The organism is Nocardia sp. CA-135953 (genome assembly GCF_050955735.1).
Taxonomy (GTDB): domain Bacteria; phylum Actinomycetota; class Actinomycetes; order Mycobacteriales; family Mycobacteriaceae; genus Nocardia.
Genome location: NZ_CP192082.1, coordinates 1,957,422 through 1,973,306, shown reverse-complemented (window position 1 = coordinate 1,973,306; position 15,885 = coordinate 1,957,422). Strand labels below are relative to the sequence as shown.

Annotated in this window: 20 protein-coding genes and 1 pseudogene; 13 read left to right on the top strand and 8 right to left on the bottom strand. The window is 64.3% G+C overall.

Translation table 11 applies throughout. The features are described 5' to 3' along the window. Positions 1-125: 125 nt before the first annotated feature. A complete protein-coding gene (locus ACQPXH_RS09130) occupies positions 126-485 on the bottom strand; it encodes a hypothetical protein (protein ID WP_433601855.1) in 360 nt (119 codons plus the stop codon). A gap of 569 nt (positions 486-1,054) precedes the next feature. Here ACQPXH_RS09130 and ACQPXH_RS09125 point away from each other — a divergent pair. Together ACQPXH_RS09125 and ACQPXH_RS09120 are read left to right on the top strand one after the other, a co-directional pair. Next, positions 1,055-1,564 (top strand): hypothetical protein, encoded by a 510-nt coding sequence (locus ACQPXH_RS09125; RefSeq protein WP_433601854.1) that lies wholly within the window; start codon positions 1,055-1,057, stop codon positions 1,562-1,564. A 64-nt stretch (positions 1,565-1,628) separates the two neighbouring features. Continuing rightward, the gene (locus ACQPXH_RS09120; RefSeq protein ID WP_433601852.1) at positions 1,629-2,021 is read left to right on the top strand and encodes an NUDIX domain-containing protein; all 393 of its coding nucleotides are present in this window, start codon (positions 1,629-1,631) and stop codon (positions 2,019-2,021) included. An 88-nt stretch (positions 2,022-2,109) separates the two neighbouring features. On the opposite strand, the gene ACQPXH_RS09115 is transcribed toward ACQPXH_RS09120, so the two are convergent. Continuing rightward, a complete protein-coding gene (locus tag ACQPXH_RS09115; protein ID WP_433601850.1) occupies positions 2,110-2,466 on the bottom strand; it encodes an SDR family oxidoreductase in 357 nt (118 codons plus the stop codon). Positions 2,467-2,992: 526 nt separating this feature from the next. Between ACQPXH_RS09115 and ACQPXH_RS09110 the strand changes: the two genes are divergently transcribed. The 4 genes from ACQPXH_RS09110 to ACQPXH_RS09095 all read left to right on the top strand — a co-directional run bounded on the left by ACQPXH_RS09110 (position 2,993) and on the right by ACQPXH_RS09095 (position 8,123). Further along, the gene (locus ACQPXH_RS09110; protein WP_433601848.1) at positions 2,993-3,829 is read left to right on the top strand and encodes an SDR family oxidoreductase; all 837 of its coding nucleotides are present in this window, start codon (positions 2,993-2,995) and stop codon (positions 3,827-3,829) included. Between the two features lie 71 nt (positions 3,830-3,900). Then, a complete protein-coding gene (locus ACQPXH_RS09105; protein ID WP_433601846.1) occupies positions 3,901-4,950 on the top strand; it encodes a 3-oxoacyl-ACP synthase III family protein in 1,050 nt (349 codons plus the stop codon). A 3-nt stretch (positions 4,951-4,953) separates the two neighbouring features. Next, a complete protein-coding gene (locus tag ACQPXH_RS09100; protein WP_433601844.1) occupies positions 4,954-5,865 on the top strand; it encodes a hypothetical protein in 912 nt (303 codons plus the stop codon). A gap of 218 nt (positions 5,866-6,083) precedes the next feature. Then, positions 6,084-8,123 (top strand): helix-turn-helix transcriptional regulator, encoded by a 2,040-nt coding sequence (locus ACQPXH_RS09095; protein ID WP_433601842.1) that lies wholly within the window; start codon positions 6,084-6,086, stop codon positions 8,121-8,123. 113 nt (positions 8,124-8,236) lie between these two features. Here ACQPXH_RS09095 and ACQPXH_RS09090 read toward each other — a convergent pair whose 3' ends face one another. Beyond that, complete coding sequence (locus ACQPXH_RS09090; protein WP_433601840.1) at positions 8,237-8,407, bottom strand: hypothetical protein; 171 nt, start codon at positions 8,405-8,407, stop codon at positions 8,237-8,239. A 241-nt stretch (positions 8,408-8,648) separates the two neighbouring features. On the opposite strand from ACQPXH_RS09090, the gene ACQPXH_RS09085 reads away from it, so the two are divergent. Next, positions 8,649-9,641, top strand: coding sequence for a DUF4389 domain-containing protein (locus tag ACQPXH_RS09085; protein WP_433601838.1), 993 nt, complete (start codon positions 8,649-8,651; stop codon positions 9,639-9,641). A gap of 4 nt (positions 9,642-9,645) precedes the next feature. On the opposite strand, the gene ACQPXH_RS09080 is transcribed toward ACQPXH_RS09085, so the two are convergent. Together ACQPXH_RS09080 and ACQPXH_RS09075 are read right to left on the bottom strand one after the other, a co-directional pair. Beyond that, positions 9,646-10,599 (bottom strand): DNA polymerase domain-containing protein, encoded by a 954-nt coding sequence (locus ACQPXH_RS09080; RefSeq protein ID WP_433601836.1) that lies wholly within the window; start codon positions 10,597-10,599, stop codon positions 9,646-9,648. A 134-nt stretch (positions 10,600-10,733) separates the two neighbouring features. Further along, the gene (locus ACQPXH_RS09075) at positions 10,734-11,288 is read right to left on the bottom strand and encodes an MFS transporter (RefSeq protein WP_433601834.1); all 555 of its coding nucleotides are present in this window, start codon (positions 11,286-11,288) and stop codon (positions 10,734-10,736) included. Between ACQPXH_RS09075 and ACQPXH_RS09070 the strand changes: the two genes are divergently transcribed. Both ACQPXH_RS09070 and ACQPXH_RS09065 read left to right on the top strand, forming a co-directional pair. Continuing rightward, the gene (locus ACQPXH_RS09070) at positions 11,212-11,742 is read left to right on the top strand and encodes a phenolic acid decarboxylase (protein ID WP_433601832.1); all 531 of its coding nucleotides are present in this window, start codon (positions 11,212-11,214) and stop codon (positions 11,740-11,742) included. The two genes, ACQPXH_RS09075 and ACQPXH_RS09070, sit on opposite strands and share 77 nt — an antisense overlap. A gap of 216 nt (positions 11,743-11,958) precedes the next feature. Then, positions 11,959-12,369 (top strand): hypothetical protein, encoded by a 411-nt coding sequence (locus ACQPXH_RS09065; RefSeq protein WP_433601830.1) that lies wholly within the window; start codon positions 11,959-11,961, stop codon positions 12,367-12,369. A gap of 14 nt (positions 12,370-12,383) precedes the next feature. Here ACQPXH_RS09065 and ACQPXH_RS09060 read toward each other — a convergent pair whose 3' ends face one another. From ACQPXH_RS09060 to ACQPXH_RS09050, 3 genes and pseudogenes are all read right to left on the bottom strand, one after another. Next, complete coding sequence (locus ACQPXH_RS09060) at positions 12,384-13,052, bottom strand: SanA/YdcF family protein (protein ID WP_433601829.1); 669 nt, start codon at positions 13,050-13,052, stop codon at positions 12,384-12,386. Between the two features lie 51 nt (positions 13,053-13,103). After that, positions 13,104-13,181 (bottom strand): annotated as a pseudogene (locus ACQPXH_RS09055) (hypothetical protein); the annotation flags it as partial. Positions 13,182-13,543: 362 nt separating this feature from the next. Beyond that, entirely contained in the window at positions 13,544-14,134 is a 591-nt protein-coding gene (locus tag ACQPXH_RS09050; protein WP_433601827.1) for a hypothetical protein, read from the bottom strand. A 160-nt stretch (positions 14,135-14,294) separates the two neighbouring features. Here ACQPXH_RS09050 and ACQPXH_RS09045 point away from each other — a divergent pair, with 160 nt between their 5' ends. The 4 genes from ACQPXH_RS09045 to ACQPXH_RS09030 are packed head-to-tail and all read left to right on the top strand — an operon-like array spanning position 14,295 to position 15,865. After that, positions 14,295-14,477 (top strand): ribbon-helix-helix protein, CopG family, encoded by a 183-nt coding sequence (locus ACQPXH_RS09045; RefSeq protein WP_063046458.1) that lies wholly within the window; start codon positions 14,295-14,297, stop codon positions 14,475-14,477. Further along, complete coding sequence (locus ACQPXH_RS09040; RefSeq protein WP_433601826.1) at positions 14,474-14,818, top strand: VOC family protein; 345 nt, start codon at positions 14,474-14,476, stop codon at positions 14,816-14,818. The genes ACQPXH_RS09045 and ACQPXH_RS09040 overlap by 4 nt, the downstream gene beginning before the upstream one ends. Position 14,819: 1 nt before the next feature. Further along, positions 14,820-15,668 carry a class I SAM-dependent methyltransferase gene (locus tag ACQPXH_RS09035; protein ID WP_433601825.1) on the top strand — a complete coding sequence of 283 codons (849 nt, stop codon included), beginning with the start codon at positions 14,820-14,822 and terminating at the stop codon, positions 15,666-15,668. A gap of 53 nt (positions 15,669-15,721) precedes the next feature. Then, positions 15,722-15,865 (top strand): hypothetical protein, encoded by a 144-nt coding sequence (locus ACQPXH_RS09030; protein WP_433601824.1) that lies wholly within the window; start codon positions 15,722-15,724, stop codon positions 15,863-15,865. Positions 15,866-15,885 lie beyond the last annotated feature (20 nt).

Below are 15,885 nucleotides of genomic sequence, written 5' to 3'. Positions count from 1 at the left end.
TCGGGTCGCTATCCGTCGGGCGAGCGCGAGCTTGCGTTGAGTGTCTTCGTGGAAGGCAGCGAGAAGCGCCCGCACAGACGGAGCGATTTCCTGTGAACGAGAAGGAGCGAAATCGAACAACATTCCTACGCCCCCAACGGATTCGGGTGATCAATTGTACTGAGCAGCGCAACCCAGTAGTCATCACGCACGACATTCCACAGGTCTTCGTGCTGCGGAAGCATTTCCCGAGCGTCGGCCAAATCCGGATACTCGTCGAACATGATCGTTCCCGGCTGCGCTCCGTAAAGCGGTGTCTTCGATGGCACGCGGTAAGCCGTGAAATGCTCAGCAGGAAACTGCACGCGCAGGACACGCGGCATACGGCCTGCCAACTGCCACACAGCGATCTTGCGACCGTCCTTGGTTTGCGTGGTCCGCAACGCATCCCGGCTCACCATGCCGGCCTGCTGGACGATGCTTCGGAATCGGTCTGGCAGCTCCATTTATTGACCGCCACGACAAACAGCTCGATCAATTCGGCATGAGGAGGTTGCCACCACCCTTGGAACTCGGGCCGGGGCGGGCCAACGGACGGGTCTCGTTGCGGCAGAGCACAATCAGGCTGTGGCTGTCGACTGTTCAACACAGGTGTCTCCTCGGCTCGGCCGCATCCTTGGTAGGCACCCCGCGACCGGTTGACGTCACATGTCACGGGGGCCGGATCTAACGTTATGGACAAGCCAGAGACACCTGAACTTCGCGAAGGACGTTTCGCCGGACACTTCAAAGCACCTAAATGTCCCGGTATCGTTTCGGTATGAGCCACCGCCTCCAATCGGCGATGTTGCGAGCACAGATCGACTCCGCCGCACTCGCGAAGACGGTCCAGGTAGATGTGAAGACCGTGAACCGATGGCTAGCGGGTCGAGTGCCACACAAACGAACTCGCGCTGCTGTGGCCAGTGCACTCGGCGAATCGGAGTCGAGTCTTTGGCCTGCTACACGTCCGGACATCAGCGCGGGAGCCCCCGCGACAGCCGAAGTCATCGGCGCATACGCACACCGGGCCGACGTGCCCAACGAGGTTTGGACATCGTTGCTGCAGAGCGCTACTCAGCGAATAGACATCATCGGGTACGCCTACCCATTCGTCCTCGAACTGTTGCCCGATGCCGCTGATCTGATTGCGGACAAGTGCCGCAACGGCGCGAACGTCCGCCTCGCCTTCGCGGACCCGCAGTCCGCACACGTAGCCGAGCGTGACGCGCTCGAACAGATGCAAGGGACATTGCCCGGACGGATACGCAACGCGCTGAGCATGATCGGCACCCTTGCCGAGACTCCCGGGTGCCATATCGGGCTACACACCACGCACCTGTACAACTCGGTGTTCAGGTTCGATGACCTGATGTTGGTGACGCCGTACCTGGTTCGAGCGAGAGGCTATCAGCACCCCGCGCTCTACCTCCGAAAGCTCTCCCCTTACGGGCTGTTCGCATCGTTCGAAGACCAATTCGAACAGATCTGGGGAACCGTAACCCCATACCTGCAAGAGGTGAATTCCGATGGGCTCACGGCGTGACTACTACCGAGACCCTGACCCACCTGAGGCGAACAGCCTGGTGCCAGGCGGATCCGCACTAGTAGTGGATGACCACGGCGCGATACTCATGCAGCGCCGCAGCGACTCCGGTAACTGGTCACTGCCGGGCGGCATCATGGAAATAGGCGAAACGCTGGAACAATGCGTCATCCGCGAGACCAAAGAAGAAACCGGACTTGATATCGATGTAACCGGGCTACTCGGTATCTACACAGATCCCGAGCACATTATCGAATACGCAGACGGCGAGATACGCCAAGAGTTCAACATCACGTTTTACGGCCGCGTTACCGGCGGCCGGATCACGGTCAGCAACGAATCCACCGAGGTTCGGTTTCTGAGCCTGGACGAGCTGGCCGAGTTACCAGTACACGCGACGGTGCGATTACGGCTACGACACCATGCAGAGCAACGGACAGAGCCGTATCTAGGCTAAGCCCTGGCGGGGGCTATTTTGTTTCTGAACCCTGTTTCTCGGCCTGAGTACTTCAGTGCCTGACATCGGCATTGCGAGCCGTCGATACCTATGTCGAAATATCGCAAGAGCCCCGGTCCAGCATGTGGTTGATGGCGTATTTGCTGCACAGATACACCGAGGTCAGATTGACCTCCTGCACCCGACGCCAGGCGTCGATGCCGGTGGTCAGAATCGAATCGTCTTCCGGCGGTGAGATTCCGGCGTTGTTGAAGGCGATATCGAGTTCGGTGTGGCCGGATTTGTTCGTAGTGCGCAAGTACGGGATCGCCGTCGTCTCCATTACGCCGTTGGCGCTGCTGATCGGTGGCGCGCTGGGTGGACCGATCCTGGTTCCCTCCGCGATCGGCTGATCGAGACGCTGGTCGCGGTTGCCGCGATGGGTGATAGTGCATGGCCTCGGCATGCGGAGATCGGTCGAATCGGGTACGACCTGCTCGCGCAATGTTGGCTGACGCCACCTGAGCAACGGCTCGCAGATCCGGACGACCTGGCCCGGCAGATCGCCCGAATAACGGGACCGGCTACCCCAGCCGAGTCCTGAACGGCCAACATACCTCATCGAAGGCGTGCGCTACACGACCCGTTGCGGACCGATCGGCCGCCTAATTGCATTACGTGAGAAGGGGTTTCGTTCGCAGTTGCCGAATTAACACTTGGACGGCTGAGGTTCTGGTGCTGGGGTTCCCGGATCGCTCCGCCCGAACCGGCTCGAACGAAACGATCTACCCCTATCCACCCCTATCGACACTCATGCGCGACGGCTACAACTAGGGCGCAGCATTATTGGGCCGAATTCTGCACGCGCATGCTGATCTGCGCGATCAATCGATCGCACGCTGCCACCAGGCCTTCCGCACACACCTGGCAACTCGCCGACGGAACCCGGAGAGCGGATTTCGGCCATGCGAAAGATGGCAAGGTGATCGAACATGAAGACGATCCTGATTACGGGGGCCACCTCGGGCATCGGTCTCGAAGCCGCACAACAACTCGCCGCGGGGGGCGATCGGCTGGTGTTGGTCGGCCGGAATCCGCGGAAGCTCGCCGACAGTGCGGAATTGGTGCTGGCCGCGGGGGCAGGCGCGGTCGATACGCTGGAATGCGATATCGCATCACAGTCGTCGGTGCGCCAACTCGCCAAGGCGGTCGAAGCCGGCTACGACCGCATCGATGTACTTGCCAACAATGCGGGCGGCTATCACCAGACGCGCACCGAAACCGAGGACGGTATCGAGGCGACCTTCGCGACCAACCATCTCGGCGGATTTCTGCTCACCGAACTGCTGATCGATGTACTGGTGCAGAGCGCCCCCGCGCGCATTCTGTTCACCTCTTCGGTGATGCACTACGGCGCGACCCTCGATTTCGACGATCTCGGGTTCCGTGAAGGGTATTCGGGCGAAAAGGCGTACAGCCGGTCCAAATTGGCCAATGTGCTCTATGCCCGCGCGCTGGCCGATCGGCTGGCGGGCACCGGTGTGACGGTCAATGCCTTCCATCCCGGCGCGGTCTCGACCGGCATCTGGAATTCGCTGCCATGGTTCGGGCAACCGATCGTCGCGCTGAGCAAACGCCTGTTCTTCATCACCGCGGCCGAGGGCGCCGCCGCGCTCACCTTCCTCGCGACGGATCCGAGCGTCGCCGAGGTGACCGGTGCCTATTTCCGCAAGACCCGCGAGCGCGAACCGTCGCGGTTGGCCCGCGACGATGCGCGGGCCCGCCAATTGTGCGAGGTGAGCGCAAGTTTGGTCGGGCTGCCCGAATAGGGCGTCCACAACGACAGCGCCGTCGAAACTCCTGGCAACAGGGAAGAAATGCGACACAGAAAGCAGGGGTAATGCTGCGCACACGTTTCGAGTCCATCGGCTCGTACACACCATCCACCGTCCGTTCCACCGAGGAGATCATCGCCGGACTGGCGGTGCCGAGATCCCTTGACCTGGAACGGATTACCGGCATCAAGAATCGGCGCGTCTACGACTCCAGCGACGAGGGCTACGAATCCTCCTTCGATCTGGCCCTGCGCGCCATCGAGGACTGCCTGGCGCACTCCGATTACGCCCCCGACGACATCGACGTGGTCATCTCCGCCTCCATCACCCGCACTCGCGGGAAGGAAATCTTCTGCTATGCACCGTCTTTCGCGGTCATGCTCGGCAAGGAGATCGGCACGACGACGGCCCGCCATTTCGATGTCTCGAATGCCTGTGCGGGCATGATGACCGGGGTGCTGGTACTGGATCGCATGATCAAGGCCGGTGTGGTCCGCAATGGGCTGGTGGTCAGCGGCGAACAGATCACGCCGATCGCGGAGACCGCGGCGCGTGAGATCAGCAAGCCCTACGACCCGCAGTTCGCGGCGCTGACCGTCGGCGATGCGGCGGTCGCGGTAATGCTCGACGATCGCGGTGACGACGACGACGAAATCCACTACGTCGAACTGATGACCTCCGCCGACGGCGCCGAACACTGCATCGGGATGCCGAGCGACCAGGGCCCCGGAATCGCGCTGTACACCGACAACCGCGCGATGCAGAACGAGGGCCGCTATCTGCAGGCCATCAACCGCATGTCCAGCTTCCTCGAGGAGACCGGGCGCACCTGGGAGAGCGAGAAGTTCGACTACTGGATCCACCACCAGTTCAGCGCGCCCGCCATCGAGTACATCTCGCACCTCACCGAGCAGTACTTCGGCACCCCGATGCCCCAAGCCCTGAATGTGCTGCACGACTTCGGCAATACGGCGTCGACCTCGCATTTCGTGGTCCTGCACGAACACCTCGCGCAGCAGAGGATCCCCAAGGGTTCCAAGGTGCTCATGATTCCGGAGGCATCCGGCATCGTCTCCGGACACCTCGCAGCCACCATCTCCCGTCTGGAGGCCTGAGCCATGCCGACTACCATCCTCGCGGCCGCCATCAATGCCGATCTGGATACCGGCAGTTATTTCGACCTGGCGACGCGGGCGGCCACCTCCTGCCTCGAGCAGGCGGGCATTGCCCCGGAGCAGGTCGGAATGCTGATCAATGCCGGAGTCTTCCGCGATCAGAATATCTCCGAACCCGCGGTATCGGCGCTGATCCAGAAGCGGGTCGGCATCGGCCTCGAATACGCCCCCGGCCGGGTGCCCGCCTTCTCCTTCGATTTGATGAACGGCGGGACCGGACTACTACACGCGATCGCGACCGCCGAATGCTTCCTGGTCAGCGGCGATGTGTCGTATGCGCTGCTGGTCGCAGGTGATACACATCCCTCGACCGAGCGTCATGTCGACGGCTTCCCCTACAGCACCAGCGCGGCCGCGATCCTGCTCGGAACATCCGGCACCGCAGGCGGATTCGGTGGGCTGCACGCCACCGATACCGCCGGGCCCGCCGATCCGACCGCATGGGTCGCGATGGGCGAGGCCGGCGCGAACGGTCGCTCGGCCATGAGCACCCGCGCCGGTGCCGAGGATCTGGTCGAATTGGCCGCGGTCGCCGTGCGCGACTGCCTGACCGCCGAAGGACTGGATGTCGCCGATTTCGCCGAGGGTCGCGCCGTGCTGCTCGCACCCACTTGGACCCTCACCTTCCGTGCTCGCTTGGCGGCGGCGCTCGGATTCACAGCGGAATCGGTGGTCGGCGTCGACCCCTCGGTGGACAATCCGTACTCCGCGGCCCCGGTGCACGCGTACGTGAGCGCGCGCGACAGCGGCGCTCTCGACGCGGCACGCACGGTGCTGTTCCTGGCCGCCGACGACACCTCGGCCGCCTGTCTGGCCTACCACCCGCACGCATTCGCGCACGCCGGGAGTCAATGACACGAAAGGCATTGAAAAACCTCATATTACGTAGGTGTCATCAGTTGTCGTGACAGGATCGGCCGGGCGAATTAACCTGTGTTCACCGGCTGGATCATCGGGCGCGTGGACGCGTCCTTCCCGCTGCGACGATGCCGCATCCTCAGTGCACCCGAGCTACTCGTTTCGATGGTGCTCTCCCTCAGTCGGGCTCACCACCTCGACGAAGGGCTCCGAGCATGTGTCAGCCTGTCTCGCCACACAGCGACAACCCAGCACATCGCGACCGGTGGGCCGACTTCGCCAAATCCCGGGTCGGTCAGGCCATGGCCGTGCTCGGCACCGCGAGCACGGTCGGCTTGGTCGCCGAGTTGCTGGAGGTGGACGAGACCGCGGTGCGGGCGGTCGTCCGACAACTCGCCGAAACCGCGCGTTTCGAACATCCGGAGGTCGGTGAGCGGATCCTGCGCAACACCCCCGACCAGGTCCGGCAGAAGTTGCACGGCCGGGCCGCGGAACTGCTGCATGTCAGGGGTTTTCCGGCGAGCACCGTCGCCGACCACCTGGTCGACGCCGGTGCCGCCGGCTACCCGTGGGCCGTCGATGTACTGCGTACCGCCGCCGAGGACGCGATAACCAATGACCAGATCGAACCGGCGGTCGATCGGCTGGAGTTGGCCTATCGCGCCACCCGGGACGCGGGCGAGCGGGCCACCATCGCGATCCGGCTCGTCTGCCTGGAATGGCGGATCAACCCATCGACCCGCTCGCGCCAGTTCACGCGGTTGAAGGCGACGCTGCGCGCGGGTCGGGTACCGTACCCCGAATTGCCCTCCGCCATCATGTATCTGCTGTGGCACGGGCAGGTACAGCAGGCCGATCACGCACTCGGCCAATTGAACCGCGGCGAACCGGGCGAAGCGACACCGGAGATCGACTTCCTGCGCGCCTGGCTGCGGTACTCCTATCCCCCGCACGTCCAACGTCATCCCCGACTGTTCGTGGCTCCGGCCCGGCCGCCCAAGGTGCGCACCGACCAGCATTCACCGCATCGTCACGGCGCAGATCTGCTCACCGGCCTGTTCACCCATCCGCTCGACGAGATCGCCACGCTCGCACAGCGTTTGCTCACCAGTCACCGCCTCACCTCGACCACGATCGAAACCCTGGTCGCGGCTGTGCATTGCCTCATCTACAGCAACAGGCTCGATACCGCGGCGGCCTGGTGCGAATCGCTACTGGCCGAAGCCGATGCCCGCCGCGCCCCGACCTGGCAATCGATCTTCGCCGGGTTGCGCGCGGAAACCATGTTGCGCAAGGGCAACATTCGCGATGCGATCAGCGATGCGGCGCTGGCCCTTAATTACGTACCCGCCGAACACCTCGGCCTCTGGATCGGCACGCCGATCGCCACAATGGTGCACGCGTTGACCATCGCCGGTCGGCATGGCGAGGCCACGGCCCAACTCGAAAGGCCCGTGCCCCGAACGATTTTCGAATCGCGCTTCGGCCTGCCGTATCTGCAGGCGCAGGGCCACCATCACCTCGCGGTGGGCCGCGCCGACGAGGCATTGCGCAGTTTCCGCCGCTGCGGCCATCTCATGGACCGGTGGAATATGGACTTCCCCTGGCTGGTGCCGTGGCGCAATGACATTGCCGCCGCCCACCTCGCACTCGGCGAGCACCGGCAGGCACAGGAATTCGCGACCAGACATCTCGAGCTGCTCGGCACCGCCGACCGGCACCGCTCCGGCGGCGTCGCACTCCGATTGCTCGCCACCACCAGCGATCGCTATCAAGCCTTCCGGTTGCTGCGTGAGTCGGCCGCCATCGCCCGCACCGGTGGTGATGATGTCGAATTGGCCACGGCTCTAGCCGAACTCGGCAAGGCACACCGTAGCGTCGGCGATCACGAGCGATCTCGCACACTGATCCGCGATGCGGCGCGTATCGCCGAAACCTGCGGCGCCGGGGTGCTGCTGCGCGATCTACTCGACGGCAAACCCCACACCGCGACGCAGCCGACCCAACCCATGCCCGAACTGCGCCGGATTCCGGGCGGGCTCGCGACGCTGAGCCCCGCCGAACGCCGGGTGGCGGAGCTGGCGGCCCGCGGCAAGGCCAATCGCGAGATCGCCGACAAACTCGCCATCACCACCAGCACTGTCGAACAACATCTCACCCGCGTCTACCGCAAACTCGGGGTGGCCCGGCGCGGCGAGCTGTCCTTCGTCCTACCGATCGGCCCGGCTGACACCGCGGTCTCGGCCACCGGGTAGCCGCCCACGATGCTGCCACCAGGGCACATCGGTCCCGCCCGTACTCCGCCTTCGCGACGATCACCGCTGCGACCAGACCGGCGGCCGGCCCGCGGTCGCGACCGACGCACCCATCACCATTTCGTGCGAAATGGGAGCACATAATCCGGACTGTCACCCGCGATATCGAATTCCCCGCGCAATAGGGACGCGGTCAGCAAATCGAATTCGTGCGGCGCGACAATGCGGTCCGGCGTTCCGAATCGAGCCGCGAGCGTGTGCACGGCATCGGGCGCGTTCGCCATATCTTCGAGCAATTCGACGGCGGCGCCGCATGCCGCGGAATTCCGTCGATCAGATCAAGATCCCCTGAAAGCGAGCCCTTCGCACCGTGGTCCGGCCCGGTCGGCGCGGTTACCGATCTATCGGCAATCCACGGGCTACATTCGATCTCACTCATCCGAGTTCTGGACAATTCCGCTGGACGAAGGAAGTGAGTGGGTCGCCGTGGTAATGAGAGAAGGATTACCGACCAGTAGGGAACCATTGGTCGAACTGGATGTCTTTCCGCCGGAGCAACACCGCCGCTGGACCGTTCTGCTGCGACTGCTGTTGGCCATACCTCAGCTGATCGTGCTCTGGTTCCTGAGCATCGCCGCTTTCGTGGTGATCGTCTGCGGCTGGTTCGGTGCGCTGGTGCTCGGCCGATTGCCCGACTGGTGCGGTGAGTTCCTGCGCGGGTATTACGGATACACCGTGCGAGTGCACGGCTACGCCATGTTGCTGGTCGACGACTACCCACCGTTCGCCTGGACCGCGCCGGACTATCCGATCCGCCTGCTGTTCCCCGCGCCCACACCGTTGAACCGCCTCGCCGTGCTGTTCCGGCTCATCTTGGCCTTCCCGATCCTGGTGCTGTCGAGCTGGTTCACCACCGGATGGGGGATCATTTCGTTCATTCTGTGGCTGATCATCCTGATCACCGGACGGATGCCGGGTGCGATCTTCGAGGCCACTTCGGCGGTGCTGCGCATCGAAATGCGGGTGTCCGCCTACGCGTACCTGCTGACCCCGACGTATCTAAAGGGTGTTTTCGGCGATGAGCAGGCAGCCCCATCCGGTCCGACATATACAGGCAATTCGATGACGGGTGGTGCTCGGGTGAAAGGTGGGCCCGAACCCGCTCCGTCGCCGACCCGCCCGCTGGTGCTCTCCAGCGGCGGCCGGACGCTGCTGATCGTCATGCTCATCGTCGGCATTCTCGGCAGCTTCGCCCAAACCTCCGTCGGCTGGGGCAATGACGACGATGACATGGACGCGATCTCCAGTTCACAGCTCGCCAGGCGGGTCGCCATCGATTTCACCGACCAGACCGGGCACACCCCGCAGGACGTACGTTGCCCCAACTCCCTCGACGCCGATATCGGCGCGACGGAGGTCTGCACGGTCACCGATGACGGCGTCGAATTCCGGGTTCTGGCCGCTGTCGACGCGATCACCGACGGGGCGGCGCACTTCCGCACCGTCATCGAGCACTGAAATGCTAACTCTGCCTGCGGGCCCGGGCCCGGCGCTTGCCCTCGTGCATCGCTTGGACCCGAGCCACCGGGATGGTGTGGCCCTCCTCGATGAGATCGGCAGGCAAGGCTTGTGGTGCGGGCATTTCCTGCGCCCACGGATCCCGATCGCCCAGTTGCTTCGGTGCGGTGCGCACAGTGAAGTCGCCCGGACTGATATCTGCGAGCTGAGCCCATTCGATCGGGAAGGACACCGGCACATCCGGACGCACGCGCGGGCTGTAGGCCGCGACGACGGTCGCACCGCCCGCCCGCGTCGAATCCAGGAAGACCTTGCCCGCGCGGTCCTCGCGGATGAATGCGGTGGTGGCCAGATCCGGATCGATGCGTTCAGCCCTGGCCGCGATCGCCCGGGTGGCGGCGGCGACATCCTCGATCGGAATGCGCGCCTGGATCGGTACGAAGACGTGCACACCTTTTGCGCCGCTGGTCTTCACCGCTCCCGCGAGTCCGTCATCGGCGAGCGCCTGCCTGATCAGTTCGGCGGCAAGCACGACCTGCTGGAAGGGACCGCCCTCGGGTGGATCGAGATCCAGGATCAGGTGGGTCGGGCCCGCGCTGTGATCGGCCAGCAGCAGGGTCGGATGATATTCGACCGCGCGCTGATTGCCGAACCACAGTAATGTGGGCACGTCATCGCAGAGGGCGTAGGTCACTTCGCGTTTGGAAGTCTCGGCCCATACCGTCACCCGACGCACCCAGTCCGGGGTGTACTTCGGCAAATTCTTCTGCATGAACGGTTCCTGGCCAGGCCGGATGCGCACCACCGAGAGCGGACGATCGCGCAGTTGTCCGACCAGTCGATCACCGACGAATTCGAGATAGTCGATCAGATCGCGCTTCGTCGCGTCGGCACCGTCGAACAGCGGTGCGTCGAGATTGGTCAGCTTTACACCCGCACGGACCTCGTCGCCGGTCATCGGCCAACCATGCACCGCCGAACCCCGCATGGTCAACCTCGTCGAACTCGGCGAGCCGGGCAACGAATTTGCGGGCGTGCTGCGGGCCGACAATTCGACACCGTACTTCGTGGCCGCACTCCGTTTCGCCGACATCAGGATTCGGCGGCGCGGTGGTAGCCGAAGACGATGCCGACGAATGCACAGACCGCTGCGGAGATCAGCAAGGACCAGCCGATGCCAGGGGTGACGAGCGCGCCCATGATCGCGACACCGAGGGTCGCGCCGACTTGTCGGACGGCGTTGAGCAGACCGCCGACCGAGCCCGCGGTCCCCAGAGGTGCCACGTTGACAATGGCGGTGACCAACGCCGGAAGGGCAAAGGCGACACCGAATCCCGACAACAGCAGGCCGACCGCCAGCACCGGGTAGCCGAGGTCCACGAACACCGCAACCGCCGACACCACACCACCCGTCGCGAGCAGGCCGAGTCCGGTCAGGATCGGTCGCCGCGGTCCGCTCGGACATGACTGCGCCGTTCCCGGCAAACTGTTCGCAATGCTTGCGCCGGTGATTAGGCTGACAACAAAGACGCAGGTACCGACCGCGTTGGTCGACCGAGAGGAGTTACCGATGAGCGCGCAGCAGTCAGCGATCACGGTCTCGGCACTAACCGGCGATCTCTCCGGAATTGTCGGCAAACATCTCATCTACGCCTATGAGAACGGCTGGAAATACGAGCTGTACGTGCGGGGTCCGCAGACGATCGAAACGCGAAGTCTGATGGGACCGATGTTCGGGCGCTGGGCCAAGAATCAGGCGGCGAAGCTGGTCCAGCTCAATGACGATCTGTACAAGATCGCCTGGGTGGAGCCGACCGGAACCACCACGGTGCTCATCATCTGGCTCGGCGACCGTCGGGTGCACACCACCATTTCCTACCCGCAATGGATGCTCGACTATCCCGAAAGCACCCTCACCCAATGCGAGGACAATCTCGACGCGATCATCGCCGACCGGGAGAAGGGACCGACCTACCCGCTCACCCTGGTCGCCGCGTCCGGGCGCATCACCTTCCTGGAAACCCGGGATCTCGACGACGATACGGTGATCAACTGTCCGCCACAGAAGTTGCCGCTCGGATACGCCGCCCGAACCAATTGAGCGCGGCAGGCGAGATACACCGGGAATGCAGCCAGGTCGTTCTACATGAGCACCGTCAGATCTCCTCGACCGGCACCGCGACTCGCAGCTGGGAAAACGCTCGACCGATCCCGGCCGGGGAAGGGAACACTTCGATGCGCGGGGCCGCCGCGCCTGGATCCGTCGGCTGATTCACCCGCCATCGGATGGGTACCGCTGTGCCGAGGAGGTATGCACATGACTCGTCCCGTGCCACCGGATCCGAGTCCTATCCCGCCGACGCCGATTCCGGATCCGGTACCACCGACACCGATCCCGGATCCGGTGCCGCCGAAACCCATGCCCGAACCGGTGCCGGGGCCCGAACCGCATCCGGAGCCGCTCCCTGGTCCGGCGCCGCAGCCGATTCCGCCGAGGCCCGGTCCCGAGCCGGTGCCCGGCCCCTCGCCGGATCCGAGACCACCAGAGCCCGGTCCCGAGCCGGTACCCGGCCCCTCGCCGGACCCGAGACCACCAGAGCCCGGCCCGACACCGGAGCCGCCGATCCCCGATCCTCGGCCGCAGCCGGATCCGATGCGACCGCCACCGATCCCGAATCCCGGTGGTCCGGTCGATCCGATGGATCCCGCGCTTCCGGACCCCCGCTAGGGTTCGGATCAGCGTCAGATCAGCGCGGCAACCGCCTTGGGCGCGGCCAACCATTCACGAATAGTGTTGCGCACAAGTGTTTTTCGCCTGCACTCACAATACGCGACGACACCGTGGCCATCGATGCCCGCGCCGCGGCACAATGCGACCGCCCGCGGCAGATGCTGATATTGCGTGACGATGATGGCGCGGTCGATGCCGAACAAATTCTTGGCGCGAGCGCACGTCGCCCGGGTCGACAAGCCTTCGCCATCGCAGCGCACCACCGCCGGATCGATGCCGTGGTCCGCGAGATACTTTGTCATCGAAGCGATTTCGTCGCCGGATGTGCCCGCCGCATCACCGGATACGAGAATCTCACGCACCTTTCCGGCCCGCAGCAGTTCGATCGCGACATCGAGTCGCCCGCGCATATAGGCCATCGGCGCACCATCGGGCCCGACCTTCGCGCCCGGCACGATCACCACCGGAGCCGTCGGCGCGGCCGCGGGTCCGGACCGATATCCGGCCGACAACAGCCACAATCGGATATTGGCACCCGCGACGACCAGCGCCGATCCGGTGACCAGACCGGCACCCACCCGGAGCACGGTCTTACGGTCGGTGATGAGCTGCACCCGCCCGACGATACTGGCGCGGGACCAAGCGATGCGCACACCACCGTCGAGCAATGCGACACCCAAGGTCGTCGCCTGATGCCGCATCGAATTGCGATGCCGCCAGCTCTCGACGAGCCCGGCCGCACGCAGTATCGACGCGTGTTCACTGGCCGTCGCGGGTGAAACACCAAGTCGGTGTGCGAGTTCGGTGGTCGTGCAACCCTGCTCGGGCTCGCGATCGGTCTACTCACCTTCGCGTGGGCGGCGTGCGGCACGTCGGGGGAAATCGCCCCGCCCACGTCATCTGGCATTGCCCCGATGCCCGCCGTCACCATCACCATCGACCATCAGAACTACACCCGCACGCCCCCATCACGGTGGTCAATCTCGATTCGGTCGAACACAGCATCACAAGCAAACGCCCCGGCCTCTTCGATCACGAGATCGGCCCGGGCCAGACCATCATGTTCACCGCTCCCGACGAAGTCGGCTCGCACCCCCTTCTACTGCCGATATCACGCGAATATGGATGGCGCACTGAGCGTCCGGAAAGTCCGTTGCGCCCTGACGCCTCGCTATCCGCAGTATTGGCAGGTACCGCTGGCAGGCAGTTGGATGAAGCACTGGTCGCACACCGCCGCGCGGGCAGGCTCGGGCTCGGCCGCCTGCGTGGTGGTGATGTTCGCCGAGCGGCGACCCGCCACCTTGGGTGTCAGCGGCGCGGCGGTCAGCTCGGCGGGCATCGCGGCGCCGTGCTGCTCGTAGCACTGCCAGCGGGCGTATGAGGCGTGCAACTCGAGGTCCTTCGGAATCGGCAGTCCGGCGAGTTCCAGCACGTACTTGTAGGTGTCGCCGACGGTGTGGTTCGCCTGCACGCATAGCGAGGTCAGCGGCGGTTCGCCCGCGTTGTGACAACGACGCGCGACCTTGCGCAGGATCGCCTCCATCCACATCCGCGTCGGCGCACCCGTCTGCACCCCGGACGCCTCCTGCACCCGCTCGGCCAACTCATCGACAGTGATGAAGTTCCCGTACCCCGTGGCGATCTGGGACAGCTCCGCATGTGCCGCAAAGGCCCATGCCACCGTCGCCTCCCGCAACGTCACCGGGACGCCGTCACCTGCCCGCCATGCCCCCGCCGTCGTGGATACCGAACTCTCGATCACCTGCTCAAGTTATCGCGCCGCCCCGCAGCCCGCCGAGTGCCCCCACATTCCGGTATCTGATCAAGATCACCATGCATCGGCTGCGCACGCCTCTCGACGTTTGCCGCCACCAGCACATGATGATCTTGTTCCTAGCTTCCTAGGATGCTAGCATCGGGATGTGGGCGACGAGGATGTGAAGCAGTTCAACGTGTATTTGCCGGTGGGGTTGATCAAGCAGGTCAAGTTCCGGGCGATCGAGTCCGGCATGTCGCTGTCGGCATTGGTCGCGGAGGCACTGCGCGGATATCTCGACGACACCCACGATCAGCAACCGCGAGCACAAGAAGGAGAGACGATATGACGACGCAGGGCATCGAAGGCGTTTTCGTCGAGACGCACAACTGGGGCAAGGCGGCGCGGTTCTTTCAGGCGCTCGGTTTCGAACCAGAATTCACCACCGACCACAACTCCGGACTGTTCCGCAATGGCGATGGTCCGTATGTATTCATCGCCGAGATCCCGCGCAGTCAGACCCCACAGACACAGCTCGTGCTGACGGTGACCGAACCGGATGCGTTCCGGCCGAGCAATGACGTGGAGGTGGTCACGCCATTCGAGGAAACCCATTACGGGACAAAGGAAATGACGGTGCGTGATCCGGACGGCCGAGTCTGGAGTCTGCAGGTCGGAAAGGTCGGCTGAAATGCAACAGGTCGTCGGACCCGAGAGCACGGCGGAGCGCGTCGCGCTGTGGCGCGCCTTGCACGTCGAGATCGATCCGGCGCCACATGTGCTCGAAGACGAGATCGGGCTGCGGCTGATCGACCCCGACGCCGGTTGGCGCGCCCGAGGGGATATGAACCCCGAAACGACCAGTCTCTCTCGCGCGTGCGTCGTGGCGCGCGCCCGTTTCGTCGAGGATCTGGTAGTCGAGCAGGCGGCACGCGGCGTCGATCAGTACGTCATCCTGGGTGCCGGACTCGACACGTTCGCGCAGCGCCGTCCCGAAATCGCTTCCGATCTAATCGTATTCGAGGTAGATCAGCCCGGCCCGCAGGCATGGAAGCGGCAGCGCTTGGACGAACTCGGCTACGGAATTCCGCAGTGGCTACGACTTGTCCCGGTCGATTTCGAGGCCGAATCCTGGTGGGACCGGCTCATTTCCGCGGGATTCGACCCGTCGCATCCCGCGGTGGTCGCCGAAACCGGTGTCTCCATGTACCTCACGCGCGAAGCGAATGTCCAGACACTGCAGCGGATCTCGACCCTCGCATCCGGCTCCACCTTGGCCATGACCTTCCAACTGCCACTGGACCTGCTGGACGCGGAGGAACGCGCGATACGGCAGGCCGTCGAGAATGCCGCGCGAGCAAGCGGAGTTCCATTCCTCAGCCTGTTCAGTCCCGATGAACTGATCGCGCTGGCCGAGGCAGCGGGTTTCGCTTCGGCACAACACATTTCGACAACCGCCCTGACCCAGCGCTACTTCGCCGACAGAACAGACGGTCTGCGGCCGCCGACCGCGGAGCAGTTCCTGGTCGCGACCACCTAGCGGCGCGTCGGAAACGCCGTGATCAGCCTGCTGCGGGCCGCCGGATCGAGGGCATGGCTCGCGCTCTGATTCGACACCTGGATGTCCTGGACACCCAGGTCGAAGACAGCAGCCCGGCAATCAAGGCCACCACATTGTGCCAACTCCACGCCAACAGCGCCACGCTCGAAAGCACCGTCACCAGACCGCTGTGGTGACCTCACGCCGAAATCCCGCG